We start from the raw sequence: 25180 nt of genomic DNA on the forward strand, positions 1-25180 counted from the left end.
CGGATACCGACCAGGTACTTCTCTTTGTCGGTGCCCTTGATCTGGTTTTCCAGCTCGTAGCTGATGTCGAAGTGGTCTTCCAGGGCGCGTTTGCCACGACCGGTGACGATGGAGATTTCCGTCAGCCCGGCATCAAGAGCTTCTTCGACGCCGTACTGGATCAGTGGCTTGTTCACCACCGGCAGCATTTCCTTGGGCATGGCTTTAGTCGCTGGCAGAAAGCGAGTGCCGTAACCGGCTGCTGGAAACAGGCATTTCTTGATCATATAAGTCCTTGATAAATCTGTTCGTCCTAATTTGCGCGCAGTCTAATCAGGCTGCGGGCACGATTCAATATCCGAGACGATTAACTGACTTCTTCAGAAATAAATACTGCCCCCAGCAATTACCACACACAAAATGCCCCACCTCTCAAGTAATCGACACTGGTTAGCTCGCCCACACCAGAAAAAAGAGGAAAAACTGATGGCTGCCGCACAGAAAGACCGATCAGCCAAGACCGCGGCGAAGCGAAAAACTCGTGGCGAGGAAGAGTTACGACTCCATACCCTGGCCGGCACCCGACAGGCCTTGGCTGAGTTGATGGCCTGGAGTGGCATCGAGGAACAGGGCGAGGCCATCACGCTGATGATTCACCATGTGCACGGCCTTGGGCCGGGCGGCGCCTTGCCCTTACTCAGTCCACCGCGACACAAAATCACGATATCGCCATCTGTGTCGCGGAAGCTTGAAAGTTTTCGGGGGCGCGAGGCGCTGCGAATCTGCCAGGACAACTAGTCGTTGTCTTTAGACTTCGTCCAAACAGCGTCCCTTTGGCTGGAATATCTCTTTTTCCACTCATCCCCACATGCTCCGCACCGGAGCAGCAGCTCATGACCTACTTCATCGCGTCGCCCGCTCGATCGCACCAGGTTCATCCAACTCCGACTCGCGCTTACGCGCCCAAGCTTGCGCCGCCTGTTTCCGGGCGAAGGTCTGGCTCTCTTGGTAGACTTGCACTCCGTCACGCTTGATGCGGATCTGAGCGGTGTAGCTCACAGACCCATCCGCCAGTTTTCTTGCCCTGATAGCTGCCATATCGAAAGTGGTACGCGTCAGTTTTGAAGTGGTACATCGTACCACCGAGACCCAAAAAACGCCTGAAAACGCCCTAAAACACGCCGAAAACACGTTGAGTAAAATGGTACAGAATCAGAGCCTTAGCCCAGTAAAACCAATGCCTACGCTGTCTCGGCGCTTTAGTGTTGCACCCATGATGGATTGGACCGACCGCCACTGCCGCTTCTTCCTGCGCCTGCTCTCCAAACACGCCCTGCTCTACACCGAAATGGTCACCACCGGTGCCCTGCTCAACGGTGATCACGAGCGTTTCCTGCGGCACAACGAGGCTGAGCATCCGCTGGCGTTGCAGTTGGGCGGTAGTGTAGCGCTGGATCTGGCGGCCTGTGCGCGGATGGCGCAGGAGCATGGGTACGACGAGGTGAACCTCAATGTCGGCTGCCCGAGTGATCGGGTGCAGAACAATATGATTGGCGCATGCTTGATGGGACATCCGCAGTTGGTGGCTGATTGCGTGAAGGCGATGCGCGATGCGGTGTCGATTCCGGTTACGGTCAAGCATCGGATCGGGATCAATGGGCGCGACAGTTACGCGCAGCTGTGTGATTTCGTCGGTACGGTGCGCGATGCCGGCTGCACCAGCTTTACCGTGCATGCGCGCATTGCGATTCTTGAAGGTTTGTCGCCTAAGGAGAACCGCGATATTCCGCCACTGCGCTATGACGTGGCGGCGCAGCTGAAGGCGGACTTCCCGGAGCTGGAGATCATTCTCAACGGCGGAATCAAGACGCTGGAGGCCTGCCATGAGCATTTGGCGACCTTTGACGGGGTAATGTTGGGCCGTGAGGCGTATCACAATCCTTATGTACTGGCTGAGGTGGATCAGCAGTTGTTTGGCAGCACCGCGCCGGTGATCAGCCGGGCCGAGGCGCTGGCGCAACTGCGTCCGTACATTGCCGCCCACCTTGAGGCTGGCGGCGCGATGCACCACATCACCCGGCATGTCCTGGGGCTCGGCACGGGCTTTCCTGGGGCGCGCAAGTTTCGCCAGTTGCTGTCGGTGGACATTCATAAGGCCAAGGACCCGCTGGCCCTGCTCGATCAGGCGGCTGCGTTGCTGGAAGGCCGCTAGCCGTCGCCGCGATTGAACCTGTGGGCGGTTTTGCCATCGTAGTTAGCGGATAGCGCCGGGCCTTTCAAACATCTGTTTTGCAGATGTTGCCGCCCAGACCGTTGTTACGCATTTGTGCCCTTGAGTGGCTGCCAGCGCTCGGGTAATGTCAACAGACCCACAGGATAGAGCACACCCATGACTTCCAAGCTGGAACAACTTAAACGATTCACCACTGTCGTGGCCGATACTGGCGATTTCGAAGCAATCGCTCGCGTCAAACCAGTGGACGCTACCACCAACCCTTCCCTGCTGCTCAAGGCTGCGGCCATTCCTGCCTATGCCGAACTGCTCAACGCCAGCGTTACCGACTGCAAGGGCGACGTGGGCCTGGCCAGTGACCGTTTTGGGGTCGCAGTGGGCCAGGAGATCCTGAAAGTGATTCCGGGACGCATTTCCACTGAAGTGGATGCGCGCCTGTCGTTCGATACCGATGCCATGCTCAAGCGTGCGCACCGCCTGATCGAACTCTACGACAAGGCCGGCATTGGCCGTGACCGTGTGCTGATCAAGATCGCCTCCACCTGGGAAGGTATCCGCGCCGCTGAACAGCTGGAGCGCGAAGGCATCCAGACCAACCTGACCCTGCTGTTCTCCTTCGCCCAGGCAGTGGCCTGCGCCGAAGCCGGGGTGTTCCTGATTTCGCCGTTCGTAGGGCGCATCTACGACTGGTACAAGAAGGCCAACGGTACCGACTACAGCGGCGCCGATGATCCCGGCGTGCAGTCAGTGACGCGCATCTACAACTACTACAAAGCCAATGACTACAAGACCGTGGTCATGGGTGCGAGCTTCCGCAACCTCAATCAGATCGAGCAACTGGCGGGCTGCGATCGCCTGACCATCAGCCCCGACCTGATCGAGAAGCTGGCGGCCGACACCGGCAAGCTGGAGCGTCAGCTGGCGCCAGGGCATGCCGGTGAAGCACGCCAGAGCCTGAACGAAGCACAGTTCCGCTGGGCATCCAACGAGGATGCGATGGCCACCGAGAAGCTGGCCGAAGGCATTCGGCAGTTTGCCCGCGACCAGGAGAAGCTGGAGGCGTTGCTGCAGGCCAAGTTGTAAGGTTACAGCGCAATGCAAAAAGGGCGAACCCTGCTGGGTTCGCCCTTTTTTGTGTGCCTGGTTTGACGCAGTGTTTTACCTTCGCCAGCGCCTACCAGGGATTGCAGGAGCTATCAGTGCCGCTCGAGGGCGTTTACCAGGTCATGGAACGCTTCGCGGTTGGAATCGTTGAGCCCCATGAGGATCTTGTGCGCTTCCAGCACCTTGATCCGCACCACCTCTTCGGACTGGTCCTGGTCAGGCAGGTCGGTCAGGCACTCCGGGCACGGCACCGGGCGGTCAACGATGTTGAACACCTGCTCGAAACCCATGGACTCCAACAGACGGGTGATGTCTTCGTGGGTGGTGACGACGGTCGGCAGCAGGCCGACCTTTTGCCGTGACATGATCGACAGCTTGGCCAACAGGCCCAGGGTGGTGCTGTCGATGCTGCGGGCTTCGGTCAGGTCGATCACGATCGCGTTGAAATTCAACGCGGTGAAGATCCGCTCGATAGTCGCATCCAACGCCGAACACAGGGTCAGGCGAACCTCACCGACGAACTTCAGGACAAAGGTGCCATCCTGCTCGGCGAACTGGATTCTACCGGTACTCATTGAAGATTCCTGCTCAACACTAACAGGGCGATATCATCCGGCATCTCCCCTAGCGTGGCCAATCCAAAAACCTGCCGCAGACCATCCAGGCTGCCGCCCGCCGATCTTACCCGTTGCGGTAAGGCGGCCTCTTTTTCTTTGAGTGTCGGTTCTGGCAAAAGGTCCAGAATGCCATCGGACATCAGCGTCAGGCTGAACACCGGCGGCAGTTCGATGACGTGGTCTTCGTAGGTGGCTTCATTGAACAAGCCCACCGGCAGACCGCGGCCTTCGAGGTATCCCACACTGCCTGGCGTGTACAACACTGGCAACGGCAGGTGTCCGCCGATGCTATAGGTCAACAAACCGGTCTCCTCGTCGATGACTCCACCGACCATCGTGACATGTTTGCCCAGCTTACAGCTGATCAGGCCCCGGTTGATATGGCCGAGCACCTCTGAAGGGGTGAATTCCGGCAAGGTGCCGTTGCGCTTGGATTCGAACAGCAGGCGCGTGGTCATGAACTTCAGCAGCACGGTGACGAAGGCCGAAGACGCGCCATGCCCGGAAACATCCGCCAGGTAGAACGCGACCCGGCGTTCGTCGACCCGAAAATAGTCGACAAAATCACCCGACAGGTACAACGACGGGATGATCTGGTGGGCGAACTTGAACTCGTCGATGGCCCAGGGGCTCACCGGCAACATGTTCATCTGCACCTGGCGACCGGCGTTCTGGTCTTCCTGCAGCAGGTTCAGGCTGGCTTCGAGCTCACGGTTGGCGGTTTCAAGCTTGGTCCGGTAACGCTGGTTCTCCAGGAGCAGGCGCGCGCGATCCAGGGCTCGGCGCACGGAGTGCTCGAGCACGGCCAGGTCTTCCAGCGGCTTGATCAGGTAGTCCGCCGCGCCCAGGCGCAAGGCTTCGACCGCGTCGTTCATCACGCCGGCACCGGACACCACGATCACCGGCGTTTGCGGCGACAGGTCAGTCACCTGGCGAATGAGTTCGAGCCCGCCCATCTGCGGCATGCGCAGATCGCAGATCACGAGATCGGGGTGGCTTTGCTCGAATACCGCTAGCCCTTGCAGTCCATTGCTGGCCTGCAGGACGCTGAACCCACTGTCTTCCAAATAGGCCGCGAGACTCGCGCGCACTACTTCGTCGTCATCGATTATCAGCAGCGTGGCACTGGTTTTTTGCATGTGGGCAAACGGCGCCAGAATTAGGTTGGCGTAGCTGGCGGGGTGATTAGCCCGGCACACACTACTGGATTCGCTTTCTAGCCTCTCTGCTGCACTGCTTTCGAGCATTTGCCCGACACACATGTTCATCAGAGGTGCCCTTCTAAGGCGCAGACGGTACTCCCATCCGCGAGGCGTTTCAAGCTCACGCCGATGGTCATCAGGCGTCTTTACCCTGCAAATCACCGGGAGTTATAAGAACCGCAAAATTTGCAACAAAATGCAAGGTTGGAACGCCAGCTATAAAACGAAGAAGGCGGCCCGTGGGCCGCCTTCCTGTTATTGAAGCGCCGACTCAGAAGTCGTCTTCAACCTGGCCATCCTTGACCTTGAATTCGCGGTTCTGCAAGTAGGCGTTGCGGATGAAGACGTACTTGTCGCCATTGATCAGCTTCTCGGCCGACAACAGGCTGGCACGGGTATCGATCACATCCATGCCGAGCGCCATGTTGCGCGCTGGAATGTCGTGCATGTAGCGGTAGGGTTCGGCATAGCTGTCGACGTACTTGGACGGCGCGTCACGCAGGGTGCTCGGGCCGAGGAACGGCAGCATCACGTAAGGGCCGCTGGGCATGCCCCAGTAGCCAAGCGTCTGGCCGAAGTCTTCGTCGTTGCGGTGCAGGCCCATCTTGGTGCCCACATCGAAGAACCCGGCCAGGCCCAGGGTGGTGTTCATCAACAAGCGAGCAGTGTCGACGCCCGCCGCATGGGGCTTGACCTGCAGGATGTCGTTGGCCAGGTTGCCGACGTCACCGATGTTGCGAAACATGTTGTGAATGCCGTCTTCGAGGAACTGCGGCGTGACGAACTGATAGCCCTGGGCCAGAGGCTTGAGGGCGTAGGTGTCCAGCACGTCGTTGAAGGTGTAGATCGGGCGGTTGATGCTTTCCCAGGGATCTTCTTCGGTGGCCGCCTGGGCAGCGAACGGAACCAACAGGACGCCGGCAAATAGACTTAGTCGAGCCAGGCAATTGCTCCAGCGCATAGCAGAAACTCCTTGGATTGTACTGGCGCGGATCGCGAAACCCGCACGGTAAGCTGGCTAGTATAAGACGGATGCCGGCTTTCAGGGAAACGCCCTACGACACCCTGCATGTTTCCCCGGCCCGTCAAGAGAATGTCACTTAACTGTCACGAGGCAGGCCTACCCTCTCTGATTATTTCAGGGATGTTGAAATGCCCCAACCTCAGGTACACCCCCAAGCCCTCCCCCAACCCACCGCCGTGCTTTTTGGCCTGAGTGGCTGCCTGGTGGATTTCGGCGCGCAAACCCGACTCTACGGCAGCGGCTGTGCCCCACATGGCCAACTGACCCCTGGCGCCGAGCAAGCCTTGCTGTCGTTGCGGCTGCAAGGCATTCCCTGCGCCTGGCTGGATGAGTTACCTGCCAGCCAGAGCCAGTCGCTGGCGACCGAGCTCCCCGACTGGATCAGCGCCAGCCCACGGCCCCTGAGCGTCCGCCCATGGCCAGCTCCCGATGCTTGCTGGTCATCGTTGATGGCGCTGAACATCCATCGCCTGGACGGTTGCGTGCTGGTCAGCGGCGAGCCGCGCTTGCTGCAATCGGGCCTCAATGCCGGGCTATGGACCATTGGCCTGGCGTCCTGTGGCTCGCTCTGTGGCCTGGCACCCAAGGAATGGCAAGCCCTGAGCCGACAGGAGCGCGAACTCATGCGCGGTAAAGCGACCTTGCAATTGTTTGGCCTGGGGGTGCATTCGGTGATCGATCATCTCGGCGATCTCGACACCTGCCTGTCGGATATCGGCCTGCGCCGGCGCAAGGGCGAGAAACCCTGATCGATCATTCTTGATCAAGATCATGCACTTCGCTCGCCAGTGGATTAATCTACAGGTCAGACGTAGACCTTTGGATCACTGCTGCGGTCTATGCCAGTGCCTATCGATAAAAGGAAAGTAGCCATGCCTGCCCGCGAACTGCAAGAACAGCTCAATACCCTGCGCGAGCAACTGGAGCAGAACCCGCCGCTCTCGCAGGAAGAACGTGACCACCTGCTGGACCTGATGACGCAGATCGAAGCGCAGTTGCAACTGGAAACCGCCACTAACGACAGCAGCCTGGCCGATGGCGTCAACCTGGCCGTGGAACGCTTCGAACTCGACCACCCGGCGCTGGCCGCAACATTGCGCAACATTGTGCAGACCCTGGGCAACATCGGGATCTGATCCACACGAATACCAAAAAGCCCCGCTGGTGACAGCGGGGCTTTTTCGTTTCTTGACCGGTAAAAAACCCGCAGTTGCCCGCGCTTACTGGCGAACCAGGCGATGGTTGGGCAACTGCACTTCTTCGGTGCTGCGGTACGGGTTGATGTCCAGCCCGCCACGGCGCACATAACGGGCGTAGACGGTGAGTTTTTCCGGCTTCAGCAAGCGCTGCAGGTCGAGGAAGATCCGCTCCACGCACTGTTCGTGGAAGTCCGAGTGCTGGCGGAAGCTGACCAGATACGCCAACAGGCTGGCGTGATCCAGCGCCGCGCCACGGTACTCCACCGCCACGCTGCCCCAGTCCGGTTGGCTGGTGACCGGGCAGTTGGATTTGAGCAGATGGCTGTGCACGCTCTCCTCGACGATGCGCGACTCATCACAACGCAGCAGTTCCGGACGCGGGTGCTCGTAGTTGCTGACGCTGATGTCGAGGTCGTCGATGCACACACCCGGCAGGGCCACCACACCTTCAGCCTGCACTTCGTTCAAGCTACGAATGCGCACGCCCACGGGCTTGCCCGCTGCCGCCGAGAGATCCTTGGTCAGGGTAGCTTGCAGGGTCTGGGTGTCGGCGAACGGTGTCTGGTTCAGTGAGTTCAGGTACAGCTTGAACGACTTCGATTCAATGATGTTCGGCGAGTCCGCCGGAATGCTGAACTCACCGATGGCCACCACCGGCTTGCCCGACGGCAGCAGCCAGGACAGTTCGAAGCAGTTCCAGAAGTCCACGCCCTTGTATGGCAAGGTGTCGGCCGTCAGCCCCAACTCGGCCCATTTGGCGGTGCGCGGGATCGGGAACAACAAAGACGGCGTGTACGTGGCGATGTATTCGCTGGATTTGCCCAGCGGCGAGTGTTCGGCTGCGGGATGCATGGCGGAAACCTGACTGAAGAATCAGCCGATTCTACCAGCCTTTGCTCCCGCCTTTGAGTGCTTACTGACTGACCGTCAGTTTGCCGACCATGCCCGCCTGATAGTGACCCGGGATGTTGCAGGCGAACTCCAGGTTGCTGGCCTGCTTGAAGGTCCAGGTCAATTCGGCGGTTTTGCCCGGCTCCACCAGCACGCTGTTGGGGTCATCGTGCTGCATCGCCCCATGGTCCATGCCTGCCATCGAGCCGTGGCCCATGGCCGCGTGATCCATCGCCGGCGCTTTCATTGCAGTCGGGGTGAGCTGGCCGCTTTGCTGCATCTTGAGCATTTCGGCCTGGTGCTGGCTGTGCATCGCCACGTCGCCCAGGTTGAATTCGTGGAGCAATTGGCCTTTATTGATCAACACAAAACGCACGGTCTCACCGGCCTTGATCTGCAGGGCCTTGGGATTGAACGTCATATCGCCCATGACAATTTCCACCGTGCGCGTCGCCTTGGCCGCCGGGGCAGGCGCACCAAAGGCGTAGGACTGCGCCGGTGCGGCCAGTAGCGGAGAACTCAATGCCAACAAGCAGCCGGCCAGCACCCAGGATTTAGCGAAATACATGATCACACTCCAACAAGATAAGGTTCAGCTTGTGGGAAACTCTAAGGGTGCGCCGCTGCCAGGTAGCTGACGAGTAGATTACAACTTTGTCAGGTTGAGCTGGCTGAGCGCCCGCCACGGTATAACGCTTGTGTCCCATCCACCCTGAGTCGCCCATGAAATTGCTGATCGTCGAAGACCAACCGAAAACCGGCCACTACCTGCGCCAAGGCCTGACCGAGGCCGGGTTCAACGCTGAACTGGTGGCCGACGGCATCACGGGCCAGCAACTGGCGTTGAGCGGGGATTATGGGCTGCTGATTCTCGATGTGATGCTCCCTGGCCGCGACGGCTGGCAGATCCTGCAAGCGGTGCGCGCCGCCGGCCTGGACGTGCCGGTGCTGTTCCTCACAGCCCGGGATGCGGTGCAGGACCGGGTGCATGGCCTGGAACTGGGGGCCGATGATTACCTGGTCAAGCCCTTCGCCTTTTCCGAACTGCTGGCCCGGGTGCGCAGCCTGTTGCGCCGTGGCAGTGCGGCCCCGCAGGAAACCAGCCTGCAACTGGCGGATCTGCGCCTGGACCTGATCCGCCGCCGGGTCGAACGCAGCGGGCAGCGGCTGGACCTGACCGCGAAGGAGTTCGCCCTGCTGGAAATGCTCCTGCGCCGCCAGGGCGAAGTGCTGCCCAAATCGTTGATCGCCTCCCAGGTCTGGGACATGAATTTTGACAGCGACACCAACGTCATCGAAGTGGCGATCCGCCGTTTGCGCCTGAAAATCGACGATGACTTCCCCAACAAACTGATTCATACCGTACGCGGCATGGGGTATGTGCTTGAAGAGCGTCCAAGCTGATGCCCCGCTTGTCTTTGAGCAGTCGCCTGGCGTTGCTGTTTGCGGCGTGCACCGCGGTGGTCTCGCTGATTGCCGGCGTGCTGTTCAGTCGCGCCAGCGAGACCCACTTCATTGAGCTGGACCAACAACTGCTGGACGGCAAGCTGGTGGCCCTGCGCAGCGCCCTGCAAGGCGCCGACGACCCAGCGCTGTTCGCCCTGCGCAAAACCCGCCTGCAGGAAGAAATGAGCCATCAGACTGACCTCGCACTGCGCGTACGCGGTGCCGATGGCCACGTGTGGTTCGACAGCGCGCCCAGTTTGCCTGGCGACCTGCCCACCCTGCCCGGCCTGTCTAGCCTGCACAGCGCCGGCACCGCCTATCGGGTCTACAGCGCGCCACTGCAGCCAGGCAGAACCGATGGGGCGCAACTGACCCTGGTGCTCGACATCACCCACCATCAGCACTTTTTGCAGCGCATGCAGCATTTGATCTGGCTGACGGTCGGGCTCTCGGCACTGGCCACGGCCTTGCTCGGGGCCTGGGCGGCGCGCAGTGGCTTGCGCCCGTTACGGCGCATGAGCGAAGTGGCTGCCGGGGTGTCCGCCAGCTCCCTGACCCAACGCCTGTCACACGCGCAGATGCCGGCCGAGTTGGCCGAACTGGCCCACGCATTCAACGCCATGCTCGGACGCCTCGACGATTCATTCCAGCGGCTGTCGGCGTTTTCCGCCGACATCGCCCACGAACTGCGCACGCCGCTGTCGAACCTGCTGACCCACACCCAGGTTACCTTGACCCGTCCACGAGACCTTGAGGACTACCGCGAAGCCTTGCACAGCAACCTCGAGGAACTGCAATGGATGGCGCAACTGGTCAACGACATGCTCTACCTGGCCAAGGCTGACCACGGTTTATTGATGCCTCGGCGTGAGCCGCTGCAACTGGCGCAAGAGGCGGATGCGCTGCTGGAGTTTTATGCGCCCCTGGCCGAAGACGCGCAGATCCGCCTGACCCGCCAGGGCGAAGCCACCATCAGCGGCGACCGCAGCATGCTGCGCCGGGCCCTGTCCAACCTGCTGGACAACGCCCTGCGTTTTACTCCAGCGCAGGGTGAGGTTCAGGTGCAGATAGTGGACTCGGCGCAGGGTTTGCACCTGAGTATCGCCAACACCGGCGAAGGCATTCCCCCCGCCTTGTTACCGCGCCTGTTCGACCGTTTTTATCGGGCCGATCCGGCGCGTCGTGAAGGCAGCAGTGAACATGCGGGATTGGGCCTGGCGATTACCCAGTCAATCATCCGCGCCCATGGCGGGACCATTCGTTGCGAATCGGCCCAGGGCTGGACGCGCTTTGTGATCGAACTGCCCAAAGGCAATTGAGCCAGCGCAGGCAACCTGTGGGAGAGAGGCCACCGCGCTCATCCTGAGGCTGAGCGTTATCGTTGACGTCCATCGCGAGCAAGCCGCAAGCGGGCGCTCGCCCCCACAATGTCTTCGGTAAACCCAGGGGCTGTGGCACCCCACGGATCGTAGTCAGGAATAACGCAAGGCGTGCGCTGGTTCGATCTTCGCGGCGCGCCAGGCCGGGTAGACGGTGGCCAGGAAGCTCAGGATAAACCCGGCCGAGCAGATCAACAGCACATCGGCGCCCTGCAACTCCGACGGCAGGTTACTGACGAAGTACACGTCGGAACTGAAGATGTGCTGGCCGCTGACGCGCTCCACCCAGCCCACCAGCGCACTGACGTTCAGCGCCGCGATCACGCCAAGCACACCGCCAATCAGGGTGCCGACAATACCGATCACCGTACCCTGGACCATGAAGATCGCCATGATCTGCCGTGGCGTAGCGCCAATGGTACGCAGGATCGCGATGTCGGCACCCTTGTCGTTCACCACCATGATCAGGGTCGCGATGATGTTGAACGCCGCCACCGCGACGATCATCAGCAGCAACAGGCCGATCATGGTTTTTTCCATTTTCATGGCACTGAACAGGCTGCCCTGGGTGTGAGTCCAGTCATCGGCCTTGTATCCAGCCCCCAGGCTGCCAGCAATCGCCGCCGACACCTGAGGCGCGGCGTACAGGTCCTTCACCGCCAGGCGCACGCTTTGCACCTGGTTGGGCGCCCAGCGCTGCATTTGCGCAGCGTCGGCGACATGGATCAGGGCCATCGAACCATCGAGCTCAGCACCGACCTTGAACACCCCCACCACATTCAGGCGCTGCATACGCGGGGTGATGCCCCCCGGTGCACTGCTGATTTCCGGCACGATCAGGGTGAGCTTGTCGCCGACATTCAAGCGAAAACGCCGCGCGGTGATTTCGCCGACCACCACCCCGAACTCACCTGGCTTCAAGTCATCCAGGCGCCCTTGCACGATGTGCTGGGTGACAATCGACACCTTGCCTTCCTGGGCCGGGTCGATGCCGCTGATCTGGATCGGCTGCATCGAACCCTTGTAGGAGAGCATGCCTTCCATCTCGGTGAAGGGCACTGCGGCGGTCACTGCCGGATTTTTCAGCGCGGCAGCAGCCACCGGCGCCCAGTCGTCGATCGGCTTGACGCCGACGATGGTCGCGTGAGGCACCATACCGAGGATGCGCGAGCTCATTTCGCGCTGGAAGCCGTTCATCACCGACAGCACCACGATCATCGCCAACACGCCCAGGGCGAGGCCGATCATCGAGGTCATCGAGATAAACGAAACAAAGCGATTGCGGCGCTTGGCGCGGGTATAGCGCATGCCGATAAAGATCGATAACGGTCTGAACATTCGCTGGGGCACCGTATAAAAATAAAAGACCCGGCGCCTGTTCAGGCACCGGGTTGCAAAGCATCAGATGGGCGTCAGGCGACCTTCCTGCAAGTGCAGAACGCGATCCATCTGCCGTGCCAGGTTCATGTCGTGGGTCACCACCAGGAACGCCGTGCGCATCGAGGTGCTGAGTTCCAGCATCAGGTCCTGGATACCTTGCGCGGTATGGGAGTCGAGGTTGCCGGTTGGCTCGTCGAGCATCACCAGCCCTGGGTTGTTCACCAGCGCACGGGCGATGGCCACGCGCTGGCGCTCGCCACCGGACAGTTCGGCCGGCTTGTGCTCCAGGCGATGCCCCAGGCCGACCCGCTCCAGCAAGGCGGTCGCGCGCTGGCGGGCCTCGGGGATCGCGGTCTTGCCGATCAACAACGGCATGCAGACGTTTTCCAGGGCGGTGAACTCAGGCAACAGGTGATGGAACTGATAAACGAAGCCCAACGAACGGTTGCGCAGCAAGCCGCGGTTCTTTTCATTGAGTGCCGACAGCTCTTCACCGGCCAGCCAGACGCTGCCCTGGGTCGGTGTATCGAGCCCGCCCAGCAGGTTGAGCAAGGTACTCTTGCCCGATCCCGAAGTCCCGACGATCGCCACGCGCTCACCCGGGTGCAACTCCAGCTGCAGACCGGCCAGCACTTCCACCGACTCCGGGCCTTCCTCGTAGGATTTGCCCAGGTTGCGGCAACTCAAGATTGCTTTTTCGCTCATGCCCAACTCACTCATAACGTAGCGCCTCCGCCGGCTGGGTGCGCGCGGCACGCCAGGCTGGATACAGGGTGGCGAGGAAACTCAGGACCAACGCCGCGCCGCAGACCATCAACACATCCTGGGCCTGCAACTGCGACGGCAGGTAGTCGATGAAGTACACATCGGCGTTGAGAAACTTGTGCCCGATCAGGCCTTCGAGGGCGGAGATCGCCGCGCTCACATTCAGTGCGGCAAACATCCCCACCAGCGCGCCGATGGCCGTGCCAACCACCCCGATCACCGTACCCTGGACCATGAAGATCGCCATGATGGTGCCCGGCGTAGCACCCAGGGTGCGCAGGATCGCGATGTCGCCCTTCTTGTCGTTGACCACCATTACCAGGGTGGAAATGATGTTGAACGCTGCCACCGCGACGATCAGCAGCAGCAACAGGCCGATCATGGCTTTTTCCATACGGATGGCCTGGTACAGGTTGCCGTGGGTGCGGGTCCAGTCACGGGCGTAGAAACGGTCATCGCCTAATTGTTGGGCGATGTTCCAGGCCGCGCGCGGGGCCTGGAACAGGTCATCGAATTTCAGCCGCAGGCCCTGGATCTGGTCCGGCTTCCAGCGATGCAGTTTCGACAGATCCTGCTGGTTGGTGACACCCAGGTAGCCGTCGATCTCACCAGCGCCGACATGGAAGATGCCGACCACGGTAAAACGCTTCATGCGCGGGAACATCCCGGCCGGGGTCACGGTGACTTCCGGCGCGACGAAGGTCAGCTTGTCGCCGAGGCCTACCCCGAGCTTGGCCGCCGCCTTGTCGCCGATGACAATGCCAAAGCTGCCGGGTGCCAGGGCATCGAGCTGGCCCTGTTGCATGAAGTTATCAATGATCGAGACCTGGCGCTCCAGCGCCGGGTCGATGCCATTGAGCAATACCTTGGAGACCTGGCCCTTGTTGGTCAGCAACCCCTGCATCTGGGTAAAGGGCGCGACGGCCACCACCTGCGGGTTCTGCTTGACCTTGGCGGCCAGGCTCGGCCAGTCGCTGATCGGCTCACCGGACTCGATGGTCGCGTGGGGCACCATGCCCAGCACGCGGGTGCGCATCTCATGATCGAAGCCATTCATTACCGACAGCACCACGATCATCACGACCACGCCCAGGGCGAGTCCGATCATCGAAGTCAGGGAAATGAACGACACAAAATGATTGCGCCGCTTGGCACGGGTATAACGCGTACCGATAAATACGAAGAGAGGTCTGAACATGTCGGGGCTTGTTCGGAGGGAAAAGGAACGTCCTTGTGGCGGGGGTCGATAACCAGCTTTACACTCAGACCACCGCCGCTACCATGGGTTCGCCATGTCGACATTAGATGAAGAAGATCGCCGCGAATACTACCGTATCGAGGACAGGATCGCACTGGAAATTCAGACCCTGACAGGCCCTGCCGCCACGGCGGAGGAAGTGTTGCAGGATGCTTCGCCACTGTTCAATCTGCTCAGTGAACTGCACCTGAGTGAATTCGAATCCCAGCACCTGCTGCGCCAGATCAGCGAGCGCGATCGCAATACCGCGGCCTACCTGAAAGTGCTGAACAAACGTATCGACCTGCTCAGCCAGGTAGTCGCGTTGACGGTGCTCGGCCAGATCGGCGAACCGCAACCGGTGATCCTTTCCGAAGGCGGCATCGACTTCCAGCATGCCACCCCGCTCGCCCCCGGCAGCCACCTATCGATCAAACTGGTGCTTATGCCCCAGGCCCTGGGCCTGCTGGTCCGCGCCCGAGTCACCCATTGCGATGCCAAGGACGGCGGTTTTGACGTCGGCACCGAATTCCAACACTTGAGCGATGCCCAGCGCCAACTGCTGGCACGCTATATCCTGCAAAGACAGGCCCAAGAACGCCGCCTGGCGCGCGAAATCACCGAATCCGGCAACTAATTAAGGAACCACCGTGACCCTCATCTACGGCCACCGCGGCGCTAAAGGCGAAGCACCGGAAAACACCCTGAGCAGCTTCCAGCAATGCCTCAAGCATGGCGTGCGTCGCTGCGAACTGGACCTGCACCTGTCCATGGACAACGAGTTGATGGTGATCCATGACTCGACGCTCAAGCGCACCACCGACCGCCGCGGCAAGGTCGTCGAGCACAAGGCGGCGGACCTGGTGACCTACGACGCGCGCAAGGGCGGACCGGGCTGGATCAAGCCCTGCCCGATCCCGACCCTGGAGCAACTGTTCGAACAGTGCGACTTCGACCACTGGCAACTGGAAGTCAAAAGCGCTTCACGCACCCGCGCCGCCACCACCGTGCTGGCGATTCGCGAAATGGCCCAGCGTTTTGGCATGCTGGACAAAGTCACCATCACCTCAAGCTCGCGGGAAGTGCTCAAGGCGGCCCTGGACCTGGTGCCGGATGTGTCTCGGGGGCTGGTAGCCGAATACGCCTGGCTCGACCCGCTGAAGGTCGCGCAAAGCTATGGCTGTGAGATTCTGGCGCTGAACTGGACCCTGTGTACGCCGGAACGCCTGGAGAAGGCGCAGCGTCAGGGCTTGCATGTGTCGGTGTGGACCGTCAACGAGCCCGCGCTGATGCGCAGGCTCGCTGATTTCGGCGTTGACAGCCTGATTACAGACTTTCCCGGTTTGGCCACTGCCACCCTCGAGAATTGCTGAAATCGGTCTCCCCGGCCGGCTCAGGCCACCGGCCGGAGCCGCTCAAAAAAGCCGGTTGAGGCCATCGTATGCAGCTACCCGATAGGCTTCGGCCATGGTCGGGTAGTTGAACGTGGTGTTGACGAAGTACTTCAAGGTGTTCAATTCGCCCGGCTGGTTCATGATCGCCTGGCCGATATGCACGATCTCCGACGCTTGATAACCGAAGCAATGCACGCCCAGCACTTGCAGGGTCTCGCGATGGAACAGGATCTTCAGCATGCCTTGTGGCTCGCCGGCGATCTGCGCCCGCGCCATGCTCTTGAAGAACGCCTTGCCGACTTCGTAAGGCACCTTGGCCTGGGTCAGCTCCTGCTCGTTCTTGCCGATCGAGCTGATCTCCGGAATGGTGTAGATCCCGGTCGGTACGTCGTTGACGAAACGCCAGCTGCCGTTGTCGACAATGCTGCCAGCGGCCGAACGACCCTGGTCATGGGCGGCACTGGCCAGGCTCGGCCAGCCGATCACATCGCCGGCGCCATAGATGTTCTGGACGCAGGTGCGGTAGTTCTCGTCGACTTCGATCTGGCCACGGCTGTTGACCTTGACCCCGATGTTTTCCAGACCCAACTGATCGGTGTTACCGGTCCGCCCGTTGCACCAGAGCAAGGCATCGGCCTTGATCTTCTTGCCGGACTTGAGGTGCAGGATCACCCCGTTGTCTACGCCTTCAACGTGATCGTAATCTTCGTTGTGGCGCACGGTGATGTTGTTGTTGCTGAAGTGGTAGCTCAGGGCCTGGGAGATTTCCGAGTCGAGGAAACTCAGCAACTGGCCACGGTTATCCACCAGCTCCACCAGCACACCCAGGCCACTGAAGATCGAGGCGTACTCGCAGCCGATCACGCCGGCGCCGTAGACAATCAGTTTACGCGGGGTGTGGCCGAGGCTGAGGATGGTGTCGCTATCGTAGATACGCGGGTGGTGGAAATCGATATCGGCCGGGCGATACGGACGCGAGCCGGTGGCGATGATGATGTGCTTGGCCACCAGTTTTTCGACCACGCCGTTGGCGCAGACCACTTCGATGGTTTGCTCGTCAGCAAAGCTGCCGGTGCCGAAGAACACGTCAATCCGATTGCGCGCGTAGTAGCCGGTGCGCGAGGCAACCTGCTTGGAGATGACCTTCTCGGCGCTTTTCAGCACGTCCGGGAACGAGAACCAGCGCGGCTCACCAATGGCCCGGAACATCGGGTTGGTGTTGAACTGCATGATCTGCCGGACCGAGTGCCGCAACGCCTTGGACGGGATGGTGCCCAGGTGAGTGCAGTTGCCGCCGACCTGGCGACGACTATCAACCATCGCCACCTTGCGCCCTGCCTTGGCGGCATTCATTGCCGCGCCTTCTCCTGCCGGGCCGGAACCCAGCACCACCACGTCGTAGTTGTAGACAGCCATGCGTACTCCTCAGAACAGGCCGCGGCGCCCCGTTGGCACCTGCGGCTAAATCATGCCGGCGATGCGGCATGAAGGAACAATTTGGGGTCAGTCGAAAACCCAGGAACAGTCTATAGAAGCGTCAACGCCGCGCACATTAACCCTTGGTCGCGTCGTAGGCTAGTTTTGCCTGCACTACAACGCCAGCCGCGCTTGGGATCGGCGCCCGATTCATTGGGGTTTTTCCCCGCTCAGGCGGATAAAAGCCTGACTGCTACGTGTGACGAAACCGCGCTCGGTGCGCATCACAAAAAAAGCCGCAATCGCGTGCTTTTCCGCGTATGCAAGGCCACGCTCCGGCCCGAGGATCAACAACAGGGTCGACCAGCCATCGGCCATCAGCGCTTGCGGAGCAACCACCGTAACCGCTGCCAGGTCATGCAGCACTGGCGCCCCGTTGCGGGCGTCGAAGGTGTGGGAATAGCGCCGCCCACCCTGCTCGAAATAGTTGCGGTAGTCGCCCGAGGTCGAGACCCCATAACCATCCAGCGCCAGTATCCGTTCCACCACCTGCTGGTCGTCACGGGGTTCTTCCAGGGCTATCTTCCAGGGGTTGCCGTCGAGCTTTATGCCGGCGGCCTTGAGCTCACCGGTGACTTCGACGAGATAGCTGCTGATGCCCAGGCTGCCCAACGCGGCGGCTATCCGGTCGACGGTGTAGCCGGCAGCAATACTGTCGAAGTCGACCTCCACCGCGGCGTCCTTGCACAGTTGCCCTGCGTCGATCCGCAAGTGCTGGTAGCCGACCCGCTGCCGTACCTGCGCCAGCGCTTGCTCACTGGGGACCTGCACGGTGCGCGCCTGCGGGCCGAAGCCCCAGAGGTTCATCAGCGGCCCAACCGTCAGGTCGTAGGCCCCCTCGCTGGCGCGGGAAAGCTGCTCACCGATCTGGACCAACTGCAGGACTGCCGCCGGCATCGGCTGACAGCTATTGGCCGGCAACGCGTTGAAGCGCTCGATGTCGGAGTCGCTGCGATAGGTCGACAGTTGTTGGTCGACCTCGGTCAATATGGCCTCGACTTGCTGGCGCACCTGCGCCGGCCCGGGCAGGCCTGCATGGCGAACGTACTGGATCGAATAACTGCTACCCATGGTCGGCCCGCCAAATTTTTCCTGGGAGTCGCCGCTGCCGCAGCCGGCCAGGGCCGCGATCAACAGCAGCAATCCGGCCGAGCCGCTCCATTGCCTACCCAACATGTGCACAACTCCCGCAATCACACCCTACCTTGTAGGAGCGAGCTCGCTCGCGATGGCATTCGACGCTGAGGGCATTGCGGGCAAGCCTTGCCCCTACAGCAAAGGCGCCCTGCCGTATCTTCTTCAGCGCTCCAGCTCACTGAAGATCCGATACGCCAAGCGCACTCGCGCTTCATTGGGATAACTCTTGTTCGCCAGCACCACAATGCCCAGCTTCTTCTCGGGTACAAAGGCCACATAAGCCGAGAACCCGCCCGTCGATCCCGTCTTGTTGATCCAGGCAGCTGCCCTGGGTGGCTGGGGCGGGTTGATTGCGCTAACGACGTGACTGTCGTAGATCATCTTGTCGCCATTACCCTCGATCAGCGTCTCGAGGTCTACGGGATAGTCGTACTGCTCCCAGATCAGATCCTGGGTCATGGCGCCCACCTGGAAATAGCCCTTGTGGGTTTCCAGCAATGCAGTGCGCAAGTTTGCCGCGACCTTGGTTACGCCCAGGTTGGCTTCGACAAACCGCAGCAGATCGCCAGAAGAGGTTTTCACCCCATAGGCTTCATCACCCAGCACCCCGGAGTTCAACCGGACGGGCGCGTCCTGCTTGTTGTAGCCCTGGGCGTAGAGCGCCTGCTTGCCCGGCGGTACGTTGATGTAGCTGTTAGCCATGCCCAGCCCGGGAAACAATTGACCCTCCAGCGCCTGGGCGTAAGGCACGTTCATGCTGATGGCGGTAATCATGCCCAACGCGCCAATACTCGGATTGGCATAAGTGCGCTGGGCACCTGGCGCATAGGACGGCTGCCAGGCCTTGAAGTATTCCAGCAACTGTTGGTGGTCCTGCACCTGATCCGGCACCTGCAACGGGAAGCCGCCTGCGGTATGGGTCGCCAGGTTCAGCAGCGACACCTGGTCGAACGGGCTGCCGAGCAGTTGTGGCAGGTACTTGCCCGGGTGGTCGGCGAGCGAGAGCTGGCCATTGACTTGTGCGTAGGTCGCCAGGGTGGCGGTGAAGGTCTTGCTGATCGAACCGATCTCGAACAACGTGTCGCTGCCGACCTTGCGCTGCGTGTCCCTGGAAGCCACGCCAAAATTGTAGAAGCGCTGCTGGCCGCCTACGGACAGCCCAATAGCCAGCCCGGGAATGTTGTACTGCTGCATCAGCGTTTGTGCAGCCTCTTGCACCACACCGTCGATCGCCGGGCGCTCGGTACTCGCCACGGTGAGCGGCGCGAAAGAAGCGGCGCAAGCCAGTGCAAGCAAGGCGGTACAGGGCAGTCGGATCAGGCGCATCAAAGTCGTCCTCAGTATTCTGTCGGGGGCGGAAGTCGCCCAACCTAGCATTTTGCCTCTCACCATACAAAAACGCCCCGACACTGTCGGGGCGTTTTTATCTGCAGCTAAGGCTTAGCGCGGGAATGCTGGCGGGTTGACCCCGGCCATGTCTTCCATCACGCGAACTACCTGGCAGCTGTAACCAAATTCGTTGTCGTACCAAACGTACAGCACAACGCGGTTGTCTTGGGTGATGGTGGCTTCAGCGTCGACCACACCGGCGTGGCGCGAGCCAACGAAGTCAGTGGACACCACTTCCTGCGAGTTGACGTAGTCGATCTGCTTGTGCAGATCGGAGTGCAGCGCCATGTAGCGCAGGTACTCGTTCATCTCTTCACGGGTAGCGGCTTTCTCAAGGTTCAGGTTGAGAATGGCCATCGACACGTTTGGCGTCGGTACACGGATCGCGTTGCCGGTCAGCTTGCCAGCCAGCTCAGGCAGGGCCTTGGCAGCGGCGGTAGCAGCACCGGTCTCGGTGATAACCATGTTCAACGCAGCGCTACGACCACGGCGATCGCCTTTGTGGAAGTTGTCGATCAGGTTCTGGTCGTTGGTGTACGAGTGAACGGTTTCAACGTGACCGTTGATGATGCCGAACTTGTCGTTCACTGCCTTGAGCACCGGCACGATGGCGTTGGTGGTGCAGGAAGCGGCGGACACGATCTTGTCGTCAGCGGTGATTTCACCGTGGTTGATGCCGTGAACGATGTTCTTCAGCTTGCCTTTGCCCGGCGCGGTCAGGACCACGCGGTCGATACCCGGGCACGCCAAGTGCTGACCCAGGCCATCGGCGTCACGCCATACACCGGTATTGTCCACCAGCAGCGCGTCTTTGATGCCGTACTGGGTGTAGTCCACCTCAGTTGGGTTCTTGGCGTAGATAACCTGGATCAGGTTACCGTTGGCGGTGATGGTGTTGTTTTCTTCGTCGATGGTAATGGTGCCGTTGAACGAACCATGGACCGAATCGCGACGCAGCAGGCTGGCGCGTTTCACCAGATCGTTTTCGGCGCCTTTGCGCACCACGATGGCGCGCAGACGCAGGCCGTCGCCACCACCGGTTTTTTCGATCAGGATGCGGGCCAGCAGACGGCCGATGCGACCGAAGCCGTACAGGACAACGTCGGTGCCTTTGCGGGCCGAAGCGTTTTGCTGGCCAACCACGTCAGCCATTTCTTCACGTACGAACTGCTCGGCGCTGCGGCCATTGCCTTCGTTGCGGAATTTGAACGCCAACTTGCCCAGGTCTACCGAAGCCGCGCCGAGCTTGAGCTCGCTCATGGCTTTAAGCAGTGGGAATGTTTCGTGGACGGAGAGTTCGCTGTCGTCGGAAGAACGGTGGCGAGCAAAGCGGTGAGCTTTGAGAATCGCGATGACAGACTGGTTGATCAGACTGCGGCCATAGATCGAGCTCACCACGTTGTTATTGCGGTAGAGCTGGCCGATCAGCGGAATCATCGCTTCTGCGAGTGCTTCACGGTCGATCCATTCACCAAGACACTGGTCGGGCTTCTGAGTCACGGTAACCTTCCACATGTAGGGGCAGAAAAAAGGGGCTACATTATGCCGCCGACTCCCTCCCGTAGCAATGCGCGCTTGTCGTGCAGACAGTAACAATTTTCCCCTGAAAAAAAATCGACCCCGCTGAAGCCCAGTAAAACCGTGGCCTGCAGCACACCCCATTTTTCATAGACAGCGCTGTCTTGTCTGTAACCCTCCGTAACACTCGCTCCTTTTGTCACTACATAATCACTAAAAAAGCGCTGGATTTTGTGATTACCACTACATTTCGCCCAACCTGTGTAATAGACACAGTCTGCAACTGACAGGCGGCACCCGGGACCGTTACAATTACCGACTTTGTCGCAACGCTTGGAGCTCAACCTTCCGTGCCCGTTCTGCGTCTACCGCTTCTCCCTGCCGCGGCAGGTAAACAGCACTGGGGCAATCTGCCCGGTGCCGCCCTGAGCCTGGCCATTGCCGAGGCCGCCAGCGCTGCCAAGCGCTTTACCCTGCTACTGACCGCCGACAGCCAAAGCGCTGAGAGGCTGGAACAGGAGCTGAGTTTCTTCGCCCCCGATTTGCCGGTGCTGCATTTCCCTGACTGGGAAACCCTGCCCTACGATCTGTTTTCCCCGCACCAGGACATCATTTCCCAGCGCATCGCCAGCCTCTATCGCCTGCCCGAGCTGAGCCATGGCGTGCTGGTGGTGCCGATCACCACCGCCCTGCATCGCCTGGCGCCGACCAAGTTCCTGCTGGGCAGCAGCCTGGTGCTGGATATCGGCCAGAAGCTCGACGTCGAGCAAATGCGCACCCGCCTGGAAGCCACCGGCTATCGATACGTCGACACCGTGTACGAACATGGCGAATTCACTGTGCGCGGCTCGCTCATCGACCTGTTCCCGATGGGCAGCAAACTGCCCTATCGCATCGATCTGTTCGATGACGAAATCGAGACCCTGCGCACCTTCGATCCGGAAAACCAGCGCTCCATCGACAAGGTCGAATCGGTCAAGCTGCTGCCGGCCCGCGAGTTTCCGCTGCAGAAAGATGCAGTCACGCGCTTCAAGGCCCGCTTTCGTGAACGCTTCGATGTCGACTTCCGGCGCTGCCCGATCTTCCAGGACCTGAGCAGCGGGATCACCCCGGCCGGTATCGAGTACTACCTGCCGCTGTTCTTCGACGAAACCTCGACCCTGTTCGACTACCTGCCGCAGGACACCCAGGTGTTCTCCCTGCCGGGCATCGAACAGGCTGCGGAGAATTTCTGGAACGACGTGCGCAATCGCTACGAAGAGCGCCGCGTCGATCCTGCGCGACCTTTATTGCCGCCTGCCGAACTGTTCCTGCCGGTGGAAGACTGTTTTGCCCGCCTGAAAAACTGGCCGCGCGTGGTGGCCAGCCAACAGGACGTCGAAACCGGGGTCGGCCGCGAGCGCTTCCCGGCCCAGGCGCTGCCTAACCTGGCGATCGAAGCCAAAGCCAACCAGCCACTGGAAGCCCTGGCCGGTTTCCTCGACCAGTTCCCCGGCCGCGTGCTGTTCACCGCTGAATCGGCGGGGCGCCGCGAGGTGCTGCTGGAGTTGCTGGAACGCCTGAAGCTGCGGCCGAAAACCGTCGACAGCTGGCCGGACTTCGTCGCTGGCAAAGAACGCTTGGCGATCACCATCGCCCCACTCGACGAAGGCCTGTTACTGGACGACCCGGCCCTGGCCCTGATTGCCGAAAGCCCGCTGTTCGGTCAGCGCGTGATGCAGCGTCGGCGCCGGGAGAAACGCGCCGACGGCAACAACGACGCGGTGATCAAGAACCTCACCGAGCTGCGTGAAGGCGCGCCGGTGGTGCACATCGACCATGGGGTCGGCCGCTACCTGGGCCTGGCAACCCTGGAGATCGAAAACCAGGCCGCCGAATTCCTTACCCTTGAATACGCCGAGGGCGCCAAGTTGTATGTGCCGGTGGCCAACCTGCACCTGATCGCCCGCTACACCGGCAGCGACGACGCCCTGGCCCCGTTGCATCGCCTGGGCTCCGAAACCTGGCAGAAAGCCAAGCGCAAAGCCGCCGAACAGGTGCGCGACGTCGCCGCCGAGCTGCTCGACATCTATGCCCGTCGCGCCGCCCGCGAAGGTTATGCGTTCGCCGACCCGAAAGCCGACTACGCAACCTTCAGCGCCGGCTTCCCGTTCGAAGAAACCCCGGACCAGCAAACCACCATCGACGCCGTGCGCGCCGACATGCTCGCCCCCAAGCCGATGGATCGCCTGGTCTGCGGCGATGTCGGTTTCGGCAAGACCGAAGTGGCGATGCGCGCCGCCTTCATCGCCGTGCACGGCGGTCGCCAGGTGGCGATCCTGGTGCCGACCACCCTCCTCGCCCAACAGCACTACAACAGCTTTCGCGATCGCTTCGCCGACTGGCCGGTGACCGTTGAGGTGATGAGCCGCTTCAAGTCGACCAAGGAGGTCAATGCCGCAGTGGCCGACCTGGCCGAGGGCAAGATCGACATCGTCATCGGCACCCACAAGCTGCTGCAGGACGACGTAAAGATCAAAAACCTCGGGCTGGTGATCATCGACGAAGAGCACCGCTTTGGCGTACGGCAGAAAGAACAACTCAAGGCCCTGCGCAGCGAAGTCGACATCCTGACCCTGACCGCCACGCCGATTCCGCGCACGCTGAACATGGCAGTGTCGGGCATGCGCGACCTGTCGATCATCGCCACGCCACCGGCGCGACGCCTGTCGGTACGCACCTTCGTCATGGAGCAGAACAAGAGCACGGTCAAAGAAGCCTTGCTCCGCGAGCTGCTGCGCGGCGGCCAGGTCTACTACCTGCACAACGATGTGAAGACCATCGAGAAATGCGCCGCCGACCTCGCCGAACTGGTGCCGGAAGCACGGATCGGCATCGGCCACGGGCAGATGCGTGAACGCGAACTCGAACAGGTGATGAGCGACTTCTACCACAAGCGCTTCAACGTGCTGATCGCCTCGACCATCATCGAGACCGGCATCGACGTGCCGAGCGCCAACACCATCATCATCGAGCGGGCCGACAAGTTCGGCCTGGCGCAGTTGCACCAATTACGCGGCCGCGTCGGACGTAGTCACCACCAGGCTTACGCCTACCTGCTGACACCGCCGCGCCAGCAAATCACCACGGACGCGGAAAAACGCCTGGAAGCCATCGCCAATACCCAGGACCTCGGCGCCGGTTTTGTGCTGGCCACCAACGACCTGGAAATCCGTGGCGCCGGCGAACTGCTGGGCGACGGCCAGAGCGGGCAGATCCAGGCCGTCGGCTTTACCCTGTACATGGAAATGCTCGAACGGGCCGTGAAGTCGATCCGCAAGGGCGAGCAACCGAACCTCGACCAGCCCTTGGGTGGCGGTCCGGAGGTCAACCTGCGGGTACCGGCCCTGATCCCCGAGGACTACCTGCCGGACGTGCACGCGCGCCTGATCCTGTACAAACGTATTGCTTCGGCTACCGACGAGGAAGGCCTCAAGGACCTGCAAGTGGAGATGATCGACCGCTTCGGCCTGCTCCCGGAGCCGACCAAGAACCTGGTGCGCATCACCGCGCTGAAACTGCAGGCCGAACAACTGGGGATCAAGAAGATCGATGGCGGCCCCCAGGGTGGCCGTATCGAGTTCGACTCGCAAACGCCGGTCGACCCGCTGACCCTGATCAAGCTGATCCAGAGCCAGCCCAAACGCTACAAATTCGAAGGCGCCACGATGTTCAAGTTCCAGGTGCCGATGGAGCGCCCGGAAGAGCGCTTCAACACTGTAGAGGCACTGCTTGAGCGCCTCATCCCGAAAACTGCTTGAAGGACGCCAC

The 25180-nt window shown here is 60.9% G+C and carries 23 protein-coding genes and 1 pseudogene; 10 read left to right on the forward strand and 14 right to left on the reverse strand.

Going from position 1 to position 25180, the window contains the following annotated elements:
* The coding region (locus tag ACIOVD_RS09595; RefSeq protein ID WP_401127310.1) for a sugar phosphate nucleotidyltransferase at positions 1-266 on the reverse strand (266 nt) is incomplete at its 3' end.
* Positions 267-465: 199 nt separating this feature from the next.
* Here ACIOVD_RS09595 and ACIOVD_RS09600 point away from each other — a divergent pair.
* On the forward strand, positions 466-777 hold the full coding sequence (locus tag ACIOVD_RS09600; protein WP_401127312.1) for a hypothetical protein: 312 nt from the start codon (positions 466-468) through the stop codon (positions 775-777).
* A gap of 108 nt (positions 778-885) precedes the next feature.
* Here ACIOVD_RS09600 and ACIOVD_RS09605 read toward each other — a convergent pair.
* Positions 886-1077: pseudogene (locus ACIOVD_RS09605) on the reverse strand (site-specific integrase); the annotation flags it as partial.
* 139 nt (positions 1078-1216) lie between these two features.
* Here ACIOVD_RS09605 and dusA point away from each other — a divergent pair.
* Both dusA and tal read left to right on the forward strand, forming a co-directional pair.
* Positions 1217-2191, forward strand: coding sequence for a tRNA dihydrouridine(20/20a) synthase DusA (gene dusA, locus ACIOVD_RS09610; RefSeq protein ID WP_401127314.1), 975 nt, complete (start codon positions 1217-1219; stop codon positions 2189-2191).
* 177 nt (positions 2192-2368) lie between these two features.
* On the forward strand, positions 2369-3295 hold the full coding sequence (gene tal / locus ACIOVD_RS09615) for a transaldolase (protein WP_095165296.1): 927 nt from the start codon (positions 2369-2371) through the stop codon (positions 3293-3295).
* A 113-nt stretch (positions 3296-3408) separates the two neighbouring features.
* Here the strand turns inward: tal and rssC are convergent, their stop codons facing one another.
* From rssC to ACIOVD_RS09630, 3 genes are all read right to left on the reverse strand, one after another.
* Entirely contained in the window at positions 3409-3891 is a 483-nt protein-coding gene (gene rssC / locus ACIOVD_RS09620; RefSeq protein WP_093421055.1) for an anti-sigma factor antagonist RssC, read from the reverse strand.
* On the reverse strand, positions 3888-5072 hold the full coding sequence (gene rssB, locus ACIOVD_RS09625; RefSeq protein ID WP_401127316.1) for a two-component system response regulator RssB: 1185 nt from the start codon (positions 5070-5072) through the stop codon (positions 3888-3890). The genes rssC and rssB overlap by 4 nt, the downstream gene beginning before the upstream one ends.
* A gap of 334 nt (positions 5073-5406) precedes the next feature.
* Positions 5407-6096: a VacJ family lipoprotein gene (locus ACIOVD_RS09630; RefSeq protein WP_095165298.1), complete on the reverse strand. Its 690-nt coding sequence runs from the start codon at positions 6094-6096 to the stop codon at positions 5407-5409.
* 191 nt (positions 6097-6287) lie between these two features.
* Here ACIOVD_RS09630 and ACIOVD_RS09635 point away from each other — a divergent pair, with 191 nt between their 5' ends.
* The gene (locus tag ACIOVD_RS09635) at positions 6288-6908 is read left to right on the forward strand and encodes an HAD family phosphatase (protein WP_401127318.1); all 621 of its coding nucleotides are present in this window, start codon (positions 6288-6290) and stop codon (positions 6906-6908) included.
* A 123-nt stretch (positions 6909-7031) separates the two neighbouring features.
* Positions 7032-7295, forward strand: a complete 264-nt coding sequence (locus tag ACIOVD_RS09640; RefSeq protein ID WP_095165300.1) for a DUF4404 family protein — start codon at positions 7032-7034, stop codon at positions 7293-7295.
* A gap of 84 nt (positions 7296-7379) precedes the next feature.
* Here the strand turns inward: ACIOVD_RS09640 and queF are convergent, their stop codons facing one another.
* Together queF and ACIOVD_RS09650 are read right to left on the reverse strand one after the other, a co-directional pair.
* Entirely contained in the window at positions 7380-8210 is an 831-nt protein-coding gene (gene queF, locus ACIOVD_RS09645) for an NADPH-dependent 7-cyano-7-deazaguanine reductase QueF (protein ID WP_401127320.1), read from the reverse strand.
* 61 nt (positions 8211-8271) lie between these two features.
* Positions 8272-8817 (reverse strand): cupredoxin family protein, encoded by a 546-nt coding sequence (locus ACIOVD_RS09650; RefSeq protein ID WP_320332654.1) that lies wholly within the window; start codon positions 8815-8817, stop codon positions 8272-8274.
* Between the two features lie 155 nt (positions 8818-8972).
* On the opposite strand from ACIOVD_RS09650, the gene ACIOVD_RS09655 reads away from it, so the two are divergent.
* Both ACIOVD_RS09655 and ACIOVD_RS09660 read left to right on the forward strand, forming a co-directional pair.
* Positions 8973-9653, forward strand: a complete 681-nt coding sequence (locus tag ACIOVD_RS09655; protein ID WP_401127322.1) for a heavy metal response regulator transcription factor — start codon at positions 8973-8975, stop codon at positions 9651-9653.
* Positions 9653-11014, forward strand: coding sequence for a heavy metal sensor histidine kinase (locus ACIOVD_RS09660; protein WP_401127324.1), 1362 nt, complete (start codon positions 9653-9655; stop codon positions 11012-11014). The genes ACIOVD_RS09655 and ACIOVD_RS09660 overlap by 1 nt, the downstream gene beginning before the upstream one ends.
* A gap of 153 nt (positions 11015-11167) precedes the next feature.
* Here ACIOVD_RS09660 and ACIOVD_RS09665 read toward each other — a convergent pair whose 3' ends face one another.
* The 3 genes from ACIOVD_RS09665 to ACIOVD_RS09675 form a co-directional block, all read right to left on the reverse strand.
* Positions 11168-12412 (reverse strand): lipoprotein-releasing ABC transporter permease subunit, encoded by a 1245-nt coding sequence (locus ACIOVD_RS09665; protein ID WP_159997025.1) that lies wholly within the window; start codon positions 12410-12412, stop codon positions 11168-11170.
* 63 nt (positions 12413-12475) lie between these two features.
* The gene (gene lolD, locus ACIOVD_RS09670) at positions 12476-13159 is read right to left on the reverse strand and encodes a lipoprotein-releasing ABC transporter ATP-binding protein LolD (RefSeq protein ID WP_174244588.1); all 684 of its coding nucleotides are present in this window, start codon (positions 13157-13159) and stop codon (positions 12476-12478) included.
* Positions 13160-13166: 7 nt separating this feature from the next.
* A complete protein-coding gene (locus ACIOVD_RS09675; protein WP_401127327.1) occupies positions 13167-14417 on the reverse strand; it encodes a lipoprotein-releasing ABC transporter permease subunit in 1251 nt (416 codons plus the stop codon).
* Positions 14418-14511: 94 nt separating this feature from the next.
* Here ACIOVD_RS09675 and ACIOVD_RS09680 point away from each other — a divergent pair, with 94 nt between their 5' ends.
* Both ACIOVD_RS09680 and ACIOVD_RS09685 read left to right on the forward strand, forming a co-directional pair.
* The gene (locus ACIOVD_RS09680) at positions 14512-15093 is read left to right on the forward strand and encodes a PilZ domain-containing protein (protein ID WP_095165309.1); all 582 of its coding nucleotides are present in this window, start codon (positions 14512-14514) and stop codon (positions 15091-15093) included.
* 13 nt (positions 15094-15106) lie between these two features.
* Positions 15107-15829 carry a glycerophosphodiester phosphodiesterase family protein gene (locus ACIOVD_RS09685; protein ID WP_095165310.1) on the forward strand — a complete coding sequence of 241 codons (723 nt, stop codon included), beginning with the start codon at positions 15107-15109 and terminating at the stop codon, positions 15827-15829.
* Positions 15830-15871: 42 nt separating this feature from the next.
* On the opposite strand, the gene sthA is transcribed toward ACIOVD_RS09685, so the two are convergent.
* The 4 genes from sthA to ACIOVD_RS09705 all read right to left on the reverse strand — a co-directional run bounded on the left by sthA (position 15872) and on the right by ACIOVD_RS09705 (position 21367).
* A complete protein-coding gene (gene sthA, locus ACIOVD_RS09690) occupies positions 15872-17266 on the reverse strand; it encodes a Si-specific NAD(P)(+) transhydrogenase (RefSeq protein ID WP_095165311.1) in 1395 nt (464 codons plus the stop codon).
* Positions 17267-17476: 210 nt separating this feature from the next.
* Positions 17477-18502, reverse strand: a complete 1026-nt coding sequence (locus tag ACIOVD_RS09695; protein WP_401127329.1) for an FAD:protein FMN transferase — start codon at positions 18500-18502, stop codon at positions 17477-17479.
* Between the two features lie 123 nt (positions 18503-18625).
* The gene (gene ampC, locus ACIOVD_RS09700; RefSeq protein WP_401127331.1) at positions 18626-19789 is read right to left on the reverse strand and encodes a class C beta-lactamase; all 1164 of its coding nucleotides are present in this window, start codon (positions 19787-19789) and stop codon (positions 18626-18628) included.
* 114 nt (positions 19790-19903) lie between these two features.
* Positions 19904-21367, reverse strand: a complete 1464-nt coding sequence (locus ACIOVD_RS09705) for a glyceraldehyde-3-phosphate dehydrogenase (RefSeq protein ID WP_095165314.1) — start codon at positions 21365-21367, stop codon at positions 19904-19906.
* A 353-nt stretch (positions 21368-21720) separates the two neighbouring features.
* On the opposite strand from ACIOVD_RS09705, the gene mfd reads away from it, so the two are divergent.
* A complete protein-coding gene (mfd, locus tag ACIOVD_RS09710; protein ID WP_095165315.1) occupies positions 21721-25170 on the forward strand; it encodes a transcription-repair coupling factor in 3450 nt (1149 codons plus the stop codon).
* The last annotated feature ends 10 nt before the right edge of the window (positions 25171-25180 follow it).

This window comes from Pseudomonas sp. NPDC087626 (assembly GCF_044743405.1).
In the GTDB taxonomy this organism is placed as follows: Bacteria; Pseudomonadota; Gammaproteobacteria; order Pseudomonadales; family Pseudomonadaceae; genus Aquipseudomonas.